Origin of the sequence: Chungangia koreensis, from assembly GCF_042651785.1 — a bacterium.
In the GTDB taxonomy this organism is placed as follows: domain Bacteria; phylum Bacillota; class Bacilli; order Bacillales_A; family Planococcaceae; genus Chungangia; species Chungangia koreensis.
In genome coordinates, this window is record NZ_JBHSEC010000020.1 from 156,007 (window position 1) to 169,588 (window position 13,582).

The following is a 13,582-nucleotide window of genomic DNA, read 5'->3' on the forward strand; positions in this document are numbered from 1 at the left end:
CCTCCTTATTCCTTATCGTTCAACGCACTGACTCCAGGTAGTTCCTTACCTTCCATGAATTCAAGGGAAGCACCGCCGCCTGTAGAGATATGGTCCATTTTGTCAGCCACTTCAAACTTTTCAACAGCAGCTGCGGAATCCCCGCCTCCGATAATCGTATAAGCTTCTGTTTCGGCCATTGCGTCTGCCACACCTTTTGTACCAGCTGCAAATGGTTTCATTTCAAAGACACCCATTGGTCCATTCCAAATGACAGTTTTGGAGTTTTTGATGACTTCTGCATATGTTTGTACAGTTTTTGGACCGATATCCAGTCCCATCCAGTCTGAAGGGATGTCATTGATCTCCACTACCTTCGTTTCGCTGTCAGCTGAGAATTCTTTTGCTACGACAGCGTCCTCCGGTAAATAGAGGTTTACTCCTTTTTGCTTTGCTTTTTCAATAAATGATTTCGCTAAGTCAATCTTATCTTCTTCTAAGAGAGATTTTCCGATTTCATGCCCATTCGCTTTTACAAACGTATAGGATAGACCGCCACCGATGATCAGGTTGTCTACCTTCTCAAGCAAATATTCAATGACACCAATCTTGTCCTTCACTTTCGCTCCACCGATGATCGCAGTAAACGGACGTTCTGGTGACGATAATGCACTACCTAAAACGGACAGTTCTTTTTCCATAAGAAGACCGGAAACTGCAGGAAGATGTTTCGCTATCCCTTCCGTTGAAGCATGCGCACGGTGAGCTGCGCCAAATGCATCGTTGACGTAGAGGTCAGCTAAATTTGCAAAACTCTTCGCCAGTTCAGGATCATTCTTTTCTTCGCCCTTATGGAAGCGGACGTTTTCCAGAAGGATGATATCGCCTTTATTCATAGAGGCAACGGCATTCTCGACTTCCGTCCCGATGGACTCGTCCAGTTTGTTTACCGGCTTTCCTAAAAGTTCGGATAAACGTTCCCCTACAGCTGTCAGGCGCATGTCGTCGTTCACTTCGCCTTTTGGACGTCCAAGGTGGCTCGCCAAAATGACTTTTGCGCCTTTATCTAACAATTTTTCTATGGTCGGAACCGCAGACCGAATTCTTGTGTCGTCTGTAATCTTTCCCGATTCCATCGGTACGTTAAAGTCCACTCGGCAAAATACTCGTTTGCCGTCCATTTGCACATCATTGATTGACTGTTTTTGCTGCATGAAGAAAACCCTCCTACATGTATGTAAATAGGTACAGTAAGCTATATTGTTTGGATCCTAATGGAGCGTAAGACGGCGACTCCTGCGGGACAGCGAGCTTGGAAGGGTTGCTAAGTTCGCCGCGTCCTGCGGCAACGCATCCATGACCAACATCCTGTTGGCCTCGGAAAGCGTCCGTCTGAAGCGGAATGGTTAGGTGAACAATATCTTAATCAGTACCAAAAAAACAAGGAACGGGTAACCCCCGTTCCTTTACCCTATTTCATTATAGAGGTTCCATTGTCTATTTGGCTATTGATTATAATCCCTTTGCGTACATATGAAGAGCAAGGTCAATACAGCGAGTAGAATAGCCTGTTTCGTTATCGTACCACGAAAGGACTTTCACCATATTGTCTTCCAATACCATGGTCGATAACCCATCAACCGTAGAGGATGATTTATCGCCATTATAATCAGCAGAAACTAATGGTAGATCGTTATAGCTTAAGAATCCTTTTAGTTCACCTTCAGAAGCTTCCTTCAGTGCTGCGTTCACGTCTTCGATCGTTACATTCGTATTCAATTCTGCAACTAAGTCCACCAATGAAACGTTAGGTGTTGGTACACGAACTGCCATGCCGTCCAATTTCCCTTTCAATTCCGGAAGAACTTTCGCAACTGCAGATGCCGCTCCTGTAGAAGTCGGAATCATCGATTGCCCAGCAGCACGTGCACGGCGGTAGTCACTGTGCGGCAAGTCAAGAATACGTTGGTCATTCGTATATGAATGAATAGTAGTCATCATTCCGCGTTTAATGCCGAACTTGTCATTCAACACTTTCGCTACTGGTGCTAAACAGTTCGTCGTACAAGATGCGTTGGATACAATGTGATCATTCGCTGGATTGTACTGATCTTCGTTCACACCCATTACAAATGTTGGCATATTTTTACCAGGAGACGAAACGATTACTTTTTTAGCTCCGGCTTCAATATGTTTCCCTGCACCTTCCGGATCGCGGAAAATACCAGTGGACTCGATTACAACATCGATTCCTAAATCTTTCCACGGTAAATTTGCAGGATCTTTTTCTGCATACACACGGATTTTTTTGCCATTTACGATTAAATACTCACCTTCGTGCGATACATCTGCCTCTAATGTTCCGTGGATGGAATCATATTTCAACAAATGAGCGAGCATTGCAGCATCTGTTAAGTCATTGACTGCTACAACATCTATATCTTCCCGGCCTAATGTATCACGGAAAACCACACGTCCAATACGTCCAAATCCATTAATCGCTAATTTTAAAGTCATAACTTTCTCCTCCATTTGTTCACTTGTTTGATAAACGATTTAACATGTTCAACGCTGCCCCTTCGTCGGTGATTAACGTTGTTTGTTGAGGTGCGTGTTTCAAATAAGATAGAATCGCAAGGTCCTTTTTGGAACCTCCCGCTACTGCCAAGATTGTAGGCACTCTTTCTAATTGGCTCAATTGGATGCCTACTGTCCTAATCCTGTGAACGGCTTCACCTTGTTCATTGAAATAATACCCAAATGCTTCCCCTACAGCTCCTGTATCTTTGAGTATTCCAATTTCTTCGTCTGTAGAGTTACGTTTTACGGCCATTTCAGTGGCGTCTCCGATTCCGTGAATAACAAGGTCCGTTGTTTGGTAGAGATTGATCATGTCTACTATGAACGGCTCTTTCATAATGCTTTCATATGATTCTTCGCTTAACTGATCCGGCAAAAACAATGTACGGTACTTGCCGGCAGTCTTTTCTGCAATTGAAGCAACAATGGAATTTGCTTGGGTCTGCAAATCGCCACCCATACCGCCTCTCGCGGCGATAAAGAGCAAATCCTTGTTCTTAACAGAAGACGGAACCGACTCTGCAACAGCTGCAACTGAACTACCTCCGGTCACAGCAATCGTCTGTCCTTTTTGAATAACCGTAGAAAGTCGATTAGCAGCTTCGGAACCCATCATTGTTTTAGTTTGCGGATCATGTTCGCAATCACCTGAAACGACTATGACTTCACGTATGTTCAGAAGTTCTTCTAACTTTCGTTCCACCTCTGTGATTCCTGACCATTCGCGCGTCAATTCATGAAGGCCGACAAGAACATTCTCTCCATCTTCCGTTATCATCATTCCAGAGGAATCATAATGCACTAAGCTTTGGTTTCGAAGAAGGTCGGTTTCTTTTCTTGCATCCCGCTCCGATAACTGAAGGTGTTCCGCCAAGACTCTTCTTCCAACAGGTCCCATATTTTTAATAGCCGTTAGTATTCGATACCTTTTTAACAGACTTTCAACCGCTTCTGGCATGATTTTTTTCAAAGAATCTACAACAGGGTCCATCCGGAACCTCCTTCATAGGGACAATTTTCGTCCCGCCATATCAATAAAAGTCCCAAGTGGGGCAAAAAAAATAAACCTGTTAATCACAGTCTATTCTTCCTGACTAAAAAATGCAAATAAAAAAAGCGTTAAGATTCTAACGCTTCCACTAAATTTACATAGTCAATGTTGCCATATAGCAACACTTCCCCATCTTTCTCAATAACGGGAATCATGAGCATGTATTTTTCATGTAATTCATCATCCAGTTCTATATTATGTTCGAGCACTTCCAGCTGGAAATCCTCTTGGACAAGACCGATCATCAACCTTGCTTCATCACAAAGATGACAACCAGGGCGAGTATAAAAGTGAATCTTCATCTAATCTGTCCCTTTCATCATGTTAACCTTTTCCGGTACGAAGAGGCTGGGATTTTCAATTGCTCCCGATATTTTGCAATAACCCTTCGAGAAAGTGGAATACCATCCATCATCAATAATTCCGCTATTTTCTGATCCGATAAAGGTTTTTTCTTATCTTCGACATGGATGTATCCTTTAATCTTCTCCTTCACATGATTCGGTGAAACCTCTACCAGTTCTTTTGTGGTGGCAGATTGTGAGAAGAAATTCCTCAATGGTATAGTCCCATAAGGTGTGTGAATGTATTTTTCCCGAATCGCCCTACTGACCGTAGACTCATGCAAGTTCAACTCTTTTCCGATGTCGGTCATCGTCATCGGAACAATGGCGGGAAAACCATTTTTGAAAAAGCTGGATTGTTTTTCAGTGATTTTTCTAATTATCAATTTAATCGTAGATTTTCTTTCGACTAATTGGGTTCTGATCTGTTGGATGTCAGCAGTTCTTTCAATGACATACTGTTTTACTGTTGCATCATCTGACGGCAACGCTTGAATATATTCGTGGCTAATGCCGATTTCCGGAAAAGCATGTTTGAAAAAACGTATTTCCCCTCCGGTTATATCGGCATCCGGCCGTACGTATTGCGTACTTTGACCTAATAAATGTACCAATGGATACATGTTGAGCTGTCCGATTTGAACTGCAGCTTCTTGTATTTCTTTGGTAGAATAACCACTTTCCCGTTCAATTTCTCTCCATTTCCTTGAACTGAACGCATCGAAGTATTCGGAGAGTATATCGATTACGGTTTGCGATAATCCGGCGCGCTTCGCTTGAATCAGTAAAGATTCCGCTAAGGAAGTAGCCCCGATGCCTGCAGGTTCACAAGTTTGGATGTACTGAATCGCTTCGGCTACTACAGAATTTTTCGTTCCGATTAATTTTGCATAGTATTCTAAACCTGATCGTAGTAAGCCGTCTTCCTCTATATCGTCCACTAACCAATGGATCGCTTTCTTCACTTCAGATTGTATAGGTTCGTTCATTAGCTGATCTCGGATATTCCGGTGAAGTACTTGTCTTCCCGTCAATTTATTCGGCACTGAATCAATGGTTAAATGAGGAAATGAACTTTCATAGAAATTGACTTTCAGAAAAGGAATTTCTTCCATTCGTTCCTTTAAGAAGGTATGCAGCTCCTCGGTTGAATACTGAAGAAGTTCCAAGGATTGCTTCATAGTCCGTGACAATTTGAGCCTTTGTGACATTGTTGCAGATTGTTTTAAAGTCGCGTTCAATCTCCCTACCCCCAAATCCATTATAAACAAAATTGAGAATGGTTGGAAGATGAGAATGAAAACGCTATCATTATGTTGGTGAAAGTGAAAATAATTCAAAAGGTGCGGGGGAATTCGAACCCAATCAGGATATCAACGATTCTTAGGTAGATATCAACGATTCTTGAGGATATATCAGCGATTTTTCGATTCTATCAACGCTTCATAAAAAAGCGGGCAGTAAAGGATTGAATTTACTATAAAAGTACCTACCATTACCAACGAATGAGAATGGTAGGAGGATTCGAGAATGACCACGGGGCGTTGATCCGGGATGAACTGCACCCCAATTGTTAGACACAAAACTAACAATTGGAGGTGTATTTTTTATGGCCCAAATAACGAGTGAACAAAAATTAGAGGCTGTTAAACGATACGAAAAAGGTGGTGAGAGTCTTAATTCGATTGCTAAGTCCCTTAAGGTCTCTAATACTGAAACGATTGATTTCTGGGTAAGGAAATATGAATTACACGGAGAAGATGCCTTTAAGAAGAGCTATACAAGTTTTTCGTTAGAAGATAAACTAAACATACTCAATTACATGAACGAAAATGGGTTGTCTACTGTTGAGACCGCCGTGCGGTTTAATTTATCTTCTCCAGGAACGATTCGCAAATGGCGAATTAGACTTAAAAACAATGGTGTAGAAGCCCTTAAACCAAAGAAGAAGGGGCGTCCAAAGGTGAAAAAAGACAATCAAAAACCATCTAAAAACAAAGCCCTCGTCGAGGGCTCCTTTGAAGCATTACAGGCAGAAAATGAACGGTTACGTATGGAGAATGCCTATTTAAAAAAGTTGAATGCCTTAGTTCAAGAAAAGGAAGCATTACAACGAAAGACAAAACGCAAGTAGTGTTTGAACTAAGGGATCAGTTTTCCATAAAGGCATTAATCAAGCTGTCTAACCTCAAACGTAGCACCTATTATTACTGGACCAAACAATTTGATCGTCCGGATAAATATGCCGAATTGAAATCGATGATTTCAACTATTTATCACGAACATAAAGGAAGATACGGGTATCGTCGGATCACATTGGAATTACGTAATCGTGGCTATCTCATTAATCACAAAACGGTTCAACGACTGATGAAGGTATTGGGCTTAAAATCCCTGGTACGTATGAAAAAATATCGTTCATATAAAGGGAATGTCGGTAAGATTGCTCCAAACATCCTTGAGCGTGATTTTTCGGCTACCAACCCCAATGAAAAGTGGGTAACTGACGTTACGGAATTCCATTTGTTTGGTGAGAAACTCTATCTTTCTCCTGTACTTGATTTATTTAATGGAGAAATCATTGCCTACAATATTCAAAGCCGTCCTACGTACGAGTTGGTTTCGATAATGTTGGATAAAGCCTTAACTTGCTTATCCGAAGGACAAGCCCCTGTTTTACATTCGGATCAAGGCTGGCATTATCAAATGAGACCTTATATTTATGAATTAAAACAACACGGAATTACCCAAAGTATGTCGCGAAAAGGAAACTGTTTGGACAACGCCGTAATGGAGAACTTTTTTGGCCATCTAAAATCTGAACTACTATACATTCAAGAGTTTCAAAGTATGGAACACTTCAAGTGTGAGCTTGAAGAATACATCGATTATTATAACCACAGACGGATTAAGGAAAAATTAAAAGGATTGAGTCCAGTACAATACCGGATTCAATCCTCAAAGGCTGCATAACTAAATAGAGTGTCTAACTTTTGGGGGTCACATCAGGAAGGGATTAATGCCCTTTCTGTTGAACTTATTTAAGTAAAGCGGCATCTAATTCAAGTAGTAAGGTTTTATCAGAAAAAGGGATTGAATCACGTTCCTGATAAACGTTAAACCAGCTGTTTTGTTGAATTAGAGTAGATCATATTATTAATGAAAATTTTTTGAATTGTATATAGGAGGTCAATTTGGGCACTATATTATCTTTTTTCTGCATTATATTAGTGGCATCAGTTCTGCAAACAAGTACAGGTTTTGGATTTTCCATAATGGCGACACCATTTTTATTAATGTTATTTCTACCAAAAGAAGCTATACAAATAAATATTATTTTATCTTTGATTATTTCTCTTTCATTAATATGGAAAATAAGAAAAGACATTGATTTTTTACTGATAAAGAGATTTATTATCGGAAGTATTGTCGGGGTACCCTTCGGTTTATTAATCTTTAATTCCATGAATATAACTGCATTTAAAATGGGAGTTAGTATATTGCTATTAATATTAACATTGCTGTTAATACTAAACTTTAGAGTAAAACCAACTCGCATTAGAGATTTCATTGTTGGGGGGACTTCTGGTCTTTTAACTACAAGCATTGGCATGCCAGGCCCTCCGTTATTGCTTTATTTTACAGGAACTGATACTGAAAAAGGGAAGATCAGAGCAACGACTCTAGCTTTTTATCTGTTTATTTATTTGATCAGCCTAATTACTCAAATAATCTTTTCGGGTACAAATAAATTCATCTGGGAATCAAGTCTATATGCAATTCCTGTCGTATTTTTGGGGTTGTTAATAGGTCAAATTATTTTCAAATGGCTGAATCAAAGGATTTTCAAGATACTTACATATTTTCTCTTAAGTTTTACAGGAATTTTTCTTCTAATCGTAAGTTTGAATTCGTAAAAATCCATATTAAACAAATGGCTGCTGGAGTTTTAAATCCAATATTTGTTGCAGCAGCTCATTTTTTATTGTGGTAACAGCCAGGTTCATACAGTTAGAAAATTTTATTTTAGTAGTAACGATATTAGGAGTTGTGACTTTTAATATTTTGTTAAGCACGCACATTCTACATTTACATCAGATGAATTAAATATACCTTAGTGGAGCTTATTTAAAATTGGAACATCAATTCGTTTTAAACGTTTCATAGTAAAAGTGTTATTAGTGGAAGAAGGAATTATGGCCTATCGTAGAATGAAAGAATTTCAGGGGAGGTATAGTTATGTGGATAATATTTGGGGTTATTGCAATAGTAGCAACTTTAATAAATCTTTATATGTATAAAGCAGGAAAAGATTATAAGCTTGCTATGGCGATCGGGTTATCATTTACAGCATTAACAATTTGTGCAGATTACAGTTATCTAACTCGATGGGTAAAAGCGGAAGATTGGGCCGCTATAACAGATGTAATACCCGGTATGGCAAGGGCATTTTGGTTTTTGACTATTGCTTCTATCTTGCTAAATATAGCACCTATATTATTAGAACGAATGCGTTTGAAATTATGACCTTTGCAATTATTGTGAGAGTCCAATAAGTTAAAAAAGCGGAATCAACGGTAGGATATCAATAAAAATAAGCATCCAATTGATATTTTAATTGGATGCTTATTTGTGGTTCGAATTGCAAGTTAGTGATTCAAAACTGAACGGAATTAAAGGACAGTCTCTGCTTTTTCATCTTTACCAGCCACGACTTGCTCCACCGCCGCCGGAGGAACCTCCTCCACCACCACTGAAACCGCCAAAGCCACCGCCTCCGCCGCCTCCGAAGCCGCCTCCACCACCACCCAAGAATGGTGGGAAGAATACAACGCTTCTTCTACGGCGTCCGCCACCACGGCCTCCGCCGCCCCCTCCAAAGAAGGAGCTTATGATAAAGAACAAGACGATCATTATCAAAATGGTTGAAAATCCACCACCGCCACCTTGGTTTCCTGCTCCTTGAACTTGAGCGACTTCACCGTTCCAATTGTATTCAGCAGCCACTTCATTGTAGAGAACTTTGTACGTATTAATGATTCCTTCATCATACTGATCTCGCTCAAAATATGGATAGGCGTATTCATCCAAAATCCGCCCGACTTTTCCGTCGGGCAGTGCCCCTTCTAATCCATATCCGACTTCAATCCGCATTTTTCTTTCCTTTAGAGCAACCAGAAAGAGAACACCATTATTCTCTCCCTTTTGACCAATCCCATATTCCCTAAGTGCTTTTAACGCATAGCTTTCAACCGTTTCATCCTCCAAACTCGGAATGGTCATCACCACAACTTGTGCAGTCGTTCCTGCCTCCAAATTTTTTCCTAACGTGATCAATTCCGACTTCTGTTCAGGGGTCAATACACCTGCATGATCCTGGACAAAGATGTCCCCGACCTGCTGTGGAATTGCTGCAGCATCGGCTTTGATCTGAATTCCCAGAACCAGACATGCGATGGTCAACCAACCTGCAACCTTTTTCATCAGTCTCCATTCCCTTCAAAGTCGACGGTTGGGGCTTCTTGCGCTGCTGCATCTGCTTCGAAGTATTCTTTTTGTTCAAAACCAAACATTCCGGCCATTAAGCTGCCAGGAAATCTTCTCACCTTTTTGTTATAAGCTGCGACAACACCGTTATAATCTTGTCTTGCCACCGCAATCCGGTTTTCAGTCCCTGCTAATTCATCCATCAATTGTTGGAAGTTTTGATTGGCTTTCAAATCCGGATAATTCTCCACTACGACAAGCAATCGACTTAGAGCACTGGATAGTTCTGCATCCGCATTAGCTTGTTCCTCCGGGGTATTGGCTCCTGCTAACTTTGCTCGGGCATCAGAAATGCTCGCGATCACTTCTTTCTCATGTGCCGCGAACCCTTTAACTGTATTTACAAGGTTAGGGATTAGATCAAGTCTTCGTTGAAGCTGACTTTCTATTTGCGCATATGATTGATCTACATTCTCTTCCAAATCCACTAATGAGTTATAGCTCGGTATGATCATCATCGCGCCAATTATTAAGATAATTACAATAATCGCTATCGGTCCAAAAGCTTTCTTCATATGTTGTCCTCCTCATGCTGGTCCTATATATGTAATGTACCTATTTCGAAAAGAATTAAAACAAATCTATGCCTATTATGAAAAAGGGCACACTGCGTATAATGCAAGTGTGCCACTGCTAAAAGCAGTTTATATATCTTCTTCACCCATTATTGGATGGGAAATGGGTTCCCAAGGTTCGCGAGTTGCCGTGGACAGTGACTAATTCACTTTTAATTCTAAAAAACAGTGCCTTCCGTGTAATATACGGCGATTTTATAGTTTTCCACTCTTATTTCTTTCACTCGTTTCTACCTCAATACATCATATACAAAGTGTTAGACTTGCAATAGACGAAGCACACGGAATATTATTAACTTCAGAAAAATGATATAAAAAAATACCTTACAGAATCTGCAAGGTATTTTTCAGTGTTTTAAATACGGCCTCGAAGGGAATCGAACCCCTAGCGGGAGAACCGGAATCTCCAGTGTTATCCATTACACCACGAGGCCATGAAATTGTATCGGACCTTATCTATTATACAAACGAATAAAATAAATATCAAGAGGCGAAATAAAATGCATTATATTTGACCATCCTTGACCATACTATTATGATAAAGGTACATCTAAAGCATTTCGCTTTTATGTCCTGAAAATACATCCACCTTAAAGGAGGAAAACCGAAATGAATTTAATTCCTACAGTTATTGAACAAACAAACCGTGGTGAACGGGCATATGACATCTATTCCCGTCTATTGAAGGACCGGATCATTCTCTTAGGTTCCGAAATCAACGACCAAGTCGCGAACTCCATTGTTGCACAATTGCTATTCCTTGCAGCAGAGGATCCGGACAAAGACATCTCCGTGTATATCAACAGTCCCGGCGGAAGCATTACAGCCGGTATGGCGATTTACGACACGATGCAATACATCAAGCCGGATGTCCAAACTATTTGTATCGGTATGGCCGCTTCCATGGGAGCATTCCTATTGGCTGCAGGTGAAAAAGGAAAACGTTATGCATTGCCGAATGCAGAAGTAATGATTCACCAACCACTTGGCGGTGCACAAGGTCAGGCTACTGAAATCGAGATTGCTGCTAAGCGAATCCTCTTCTTGCGTGACAAGCTCAACAACATCTTGGCTGAACGTACTGGCCAATCACTTGAAGTGATTGCACGTGATACTGATCGTGATAATTTCATGACAGCTGAACGCGCAAAAGAATATGGACTGATTGATGACATCTTAATGTCCCCAAGTGAATTACCAAAGAAATAAGACAAATAAAATCCCGGGAGGAAACTTTCCTTCCGGGATTTTTTATTCTTCTGATTCAATAATTTCAGCCAAAGAGGAAATGGCATTTTCTTCATCAGAACCGTCTGCACATAATGTGACCGACGTACCTTTGCTGATTGCTAAACTCATAATGCCCATTATACTTTTGGCGTTTACTTTTTTATCGTCTTTTTGTAAATACACATCAGATGAGAAGCGGTTTGCAACTTGCACGAATAGTGCAGCTTGTCTCGCCTGCAATCCAGTTTTTAACTTAACCTCGACAGATTTCTCGGTCATCTAACTAGTGCCTCCTTCTACATTGAAAACCCTTACTCTTTATCTTAACGAATATATCATGAAAGAACAAATCTCAAATTCCTTTACGAAGATTTTCCGCGATTTCATCCAGCTTTCGCAGCCGGTGATTTACGCCTGATTTACTAACCGCTCCAGTCGAAACCATTTCACCTAACTCTTTAAGGGTTACGTCTTGGTGTTCAATTCTTAGGCGGGCGATTTCTCGGAGTTTGTCAGGAAGTTGATCGAGCCCCATCATATGATCGATGTATCGGATATTCTCAATTTGCCTAATAGCTGCTCCGATTGTCTTATTCAGATTGGCAGTTTCACAGTTAACAAGGCGATTAACACTATTTCGCATATCTCGGACAATCCGCACGTCTTCGAATTTCATCAGAGCCACATGAGCACCGATTAATCCTAAGAAATCCGAAATCTTTTCCGCTTCCTTTAAATAAGCAATATAGCCTTTCTTACGTTCAATCGATTTGCTATTCAACTTGAAAAGGTTCATAAGCCTAACAAGCGCTTCACTATGACTTTTATAAAGCGAGAATATCTCAAGGTGATAAGACGAGGTCTCAGGATTATTCACGGATCCCCCTGCTAAAAATGCACCACGTAAGTAGGAACGTTTACAACAGGACTTTTTAATAATATTTGGTGAAATCGTTTGTTCGAACTGAAGACCTTCTGAAACGATTTCCAGTTCTTCCAGCAGCTTTCTTGCTCCTTCGCGGACTCTGCAAATATAAACATTGTTCTTTTTTAGCTGCATTTTTTTCCTAACTAATAATTCAACTCTAAGCGGATAGAGCTTTTTTAAATTGGTATAAATTCTTCTGGCAATCGCAGCATTTTCTGTTTGTACATCTAAACTCCATTGCCTATTCGTGAACGACAACACACCGTTCATCTGGATCAGGGCTGAAAGTTCTGCCTTTGTGCAACAAGGCGACGTTTCTATTTGTGTCAATTCCTTTTTTGTATCGGAAGCAAAAGACATGATCCACTCCCCCTCTCAATCCAATCTATCTCATTTCCATATTTTCCACTAACCATGCGGCGACTTTTGAGGCTTCATGGCGAATATTGCCCTCTCTGGAAGTGGCTATGCTTTTCATCACTATTTCCGGAACAAGTCCAGACAACTTTTCCATCTCATACTCGACCGGAGCTGCCTTTTCCATTTCATATAACTTACGTATTTCTGGTGGCATCACTACATCGTTCAATAAAATCGTATCGATAAACGGACTGCCTACATGATCGTACAATGCTTGTACATGATCAGCAGCCGTATAGCCTTTCGTTTCACCAGCTTGGGTCATCAAGTTGCAAATATAGACCTTTTTGGCAGTTGACTCAATAATTGCCTTTCGAATACTCTCAACGAGTAAATTAGGAAGAATGCTTGTGTACAAGCTGCCTGGACCGATCACAATCATATCAGCAGATTGAAGGGAAGTCACTGTTTCAGAAAGAGGTTCTACATCGTGCGGAGTCAAATACACTTTATTGATCTTAAGATCATATGTAGGGATTTTGGATTCGCCTGTAACAATCGTTCCGTCGCTTAACTCGGCATGTAGAGTAATCCGCTGATTGGCTGCTGGCAGGACAGTCCCTTTCAAATTTAAGACACGACTCATCTCTCGAATGGCATGTGTGAAATCTCCTGTGATATCAGTCAGTGCAGCCAGCATCAGATTTCCAAGAGAATGTCCGCCTAAATCGGCAGAATGTGCAAAGCGGTATTGGAACATTTCTTCTACAAGCGGTTCTACATCCGAAAGGGCTGCCATGACATTCCGTACATCGCCTGGCGGTGGAATATCATAATCATCCCTCAATCTACCGGAGCTTCCTCCGTCATCTGCTACCGTCACAATAGCAGTAATATGTAATGGGAAGTTTTTTAATCCGCGGAGGAGGGTTGATAATCCGGTGCCCCCGCCTATAATGACGATTCGTTTCTCATTATTACGCCCCAT

14 protein-coding genes and 1 tRNA gene are annotated in these 13,582 nt (G+C 40.7%); 4 read left to right on the forward strand and 11 right to left on the reverse strand.

Annotated features, from left to right (window positions below; genetic code table 11):
- Positions 1-5 precede the first annotated feature (5 nt).
- The 5 genes from ACFOZY_RS13725 to rpoN all read right to left on the reverse strand — a co-directional run bounded on the left by ACFOZY_RS13725 (position 6) and on the right by rpoN (position 5,195).
- Positions 6-1,193 (reverse strand): phosphoglycerate kinase, encoded by a 1,188-nt coding sequence (locus ACFOZY_RS13725; protein ID WP_378156473.1) that lies wholly within the window; start codon positions 1,191-1,193, stop codon positions 6-8.
- 298 nt (positions 1,194-1,491) lie between these two features.
- Positions 1,492-2,496: a type I glyceraldehyde-3-phosphate dehydrogenase gene (gene gap, locus ACFOZY_RS13730; RefSeq protein WP_378156475.1), complete on the reverse strand. Its 1,005-nt coding sequence runs from the start codon at positions 2,494-2,496 to the stop codon at positions 1,492-1,494.
- A 19-nt stretch (positions 2,497-2,515) separates the two neighbouring features.
- A complete protein-coding gene (locus tag ACFOZY_RS13735) occupies positions 2,516-3,550 on the reverse strand; it encodes a sugar-binding transcriptional regulator (protein WP_378156477.1) in 1,035 nt (344 codons plus the stop codon).
- Positions 3,551-3,678: 128 nt separating this feature from the next.
- Positions 3,679-3,912, reverse strand: coding sequence for a glutaredoxin family protein (locus ACFOZY_RS13740; protein WP_378156479.1), 234 nt, complete (start codon positions 3,910-3,912; stop codon positions 3,679-3,681).
- Between the two features lie 17 nt (positions 3,913-3,929).
- Positions 3,930-5,195 (reverse strand): RNA polymerase factor sigma-54, encoded by a 1,266-nt coding sequence (rpoN, locus tag ACFOZY_RS13745; RefSeq protein WP_378156481.1) that lies wholly within the window; start codon positions 5,193-5,195, stop codon positions 3,930-3,932.
- Positions 5,196-5,563: 368 nt separating this feature from the next.
- On the opposite strand from rpoN, the gene ACFOZY_RS13750 reads away from it, so the two are divergent.
- From ACFOZY_RS13750 to ACFOZY_RS13760, 3 genes are all read left to right on the forward strand, one after another.
- Positions 5,564-6,927, forward strand: a protein-coding gene (locus ACFOZY_RS13750; RefSeq protein ID WP_378156811.1) for an IS3 family transposase whose coding sequence is annotated in 2 segments (ribosomal slippage) — positions 5,564-6,023 and positions 6,023-6,927 — 1,365 coding nt in all. Because the reading frame shifts where the segments join, the coding sequence is not laid out codon by codon here.
- A gap of 221 nt (positions 6,928-7,148) precedes the next feature.
- Complete coding sequence (locus ACFOZY_RS13755) at positions 7,149-7,871, forward strand: sulfite exporter TauE/SafE family protein (protein WP_378156483.1); 723 nt, start codon at positions 7,149-7,151, stop codon at positions 7,869-7,871.
- A gap of 322 nt (positions 7,872-8,193) precedes the next feature.
- Positions 8,194-8,481, forward strand: coding sequence for a hypothetical protein (locus tag ACFOZY_RS13760; RefSeq protein ID WP_378156485.1), 288 nt, complete (start codon positions 8,194-8,196; stop codon positions 8,479-8,481).
- A 174-nt stretch (positions 8,482-8,655) separates the two neighbouring features.
- On the opposite strand, the gene ACFOZY_RS13765 is transcribed toward ACFOZY_RS13760, so the two are convergent.
- The 3 genes from ACFOZY_RS13765 to ACFOZY_RS13775 form a co-directional block, all read right to left on the reverse strand.
- Entirely contained in the window at positions 8,656-9,438 is a 783-nt protein-coding gene (locus ACFOZY_RS13765; RefSeq protein ID WP_378156487.1) for a TPM domain-containing protein, read from the reverse strand.
- On the reverse strand, positions 9,438-10,016 hold the full coding sequence (locus ACFOZY_RS13770; RefSeq protein ID WP_378156489.1) for a LemA family protein: 579 nt from the start codon (positions 10,014-10,016) through the stop codon (positions 9,438-9,440). The genes ACFOZY_RS13765 and ACFOZY_RS13770 overlap by 1 nt, the downstream gene beginning before the upstream one ends.
- A gap of 422 nt (positions 10,017-10,438) precedes the next feature.
- A tRNA-Arg gene (locus ACFOZY_RS13775) sits at positions 10,439-10,510 on the reverse strand.
- 175 nt (positions 10,511-10,685) lie between these two features.
- Between ACFOZY_RS13775 and clpP the strand changes: the two genes are divergently transcribed.
- Positions 10,686-11,285: an ATP-dependent Clp endopeptidase proteolytic subunit ClpP gene (gene clpP / locus ACFOZY_RS13780; RefSeq protein ID WP_378156491.1), complete on the forward strand. Its 600-nt coding sequence runs from the start codon at positions 10,686-10,688 to the stop codon at positions 11,283-11,285.
- Between the two features lie 42 nt (positions 11,286-11,327).
- On the opposite strand, the gene ACFOZY_RS13785 is transcribed toward clpP, so the two are convergent.
- From ACFOZY_RS13785 to ACFOZY_RS13795, 3 genes are all read right to left on the reverse strand, one after another.
- A complete protein-coding gene (locus ACFOZY_RS13785) occupies positions 11,328-11,585 on the reverse strand; it encodes an HPr family phosphocarrier protein (RefSeq protein WP_378156493.1) in 258 nt (85 codons plus the stop codon).
- Positions 11,586-11,658: 73 nt separating this feature from the next.
- On the reverse strand, positions 11,659-12,594 hold the full coding sequence (gene whiA, locus ACFOZY_RS13790; RefSeq protein WP_378156495.1) for a DNA-binding protein WhiA: 936 nt from the start codon (positions 12,592-12,594) through the stop codon (positions 11,659-11,661).
- Between the two features lie 25 nt (positions 12,595-12,619).
- Entirely contained in the window at positions 12,620-13,582 is a 963-nt protein-coding gene (locus ACFOZY_RS13795; protein WP_378156497.1) for a gluconeogenesis factor YvcK family protein, read from the reverse strand.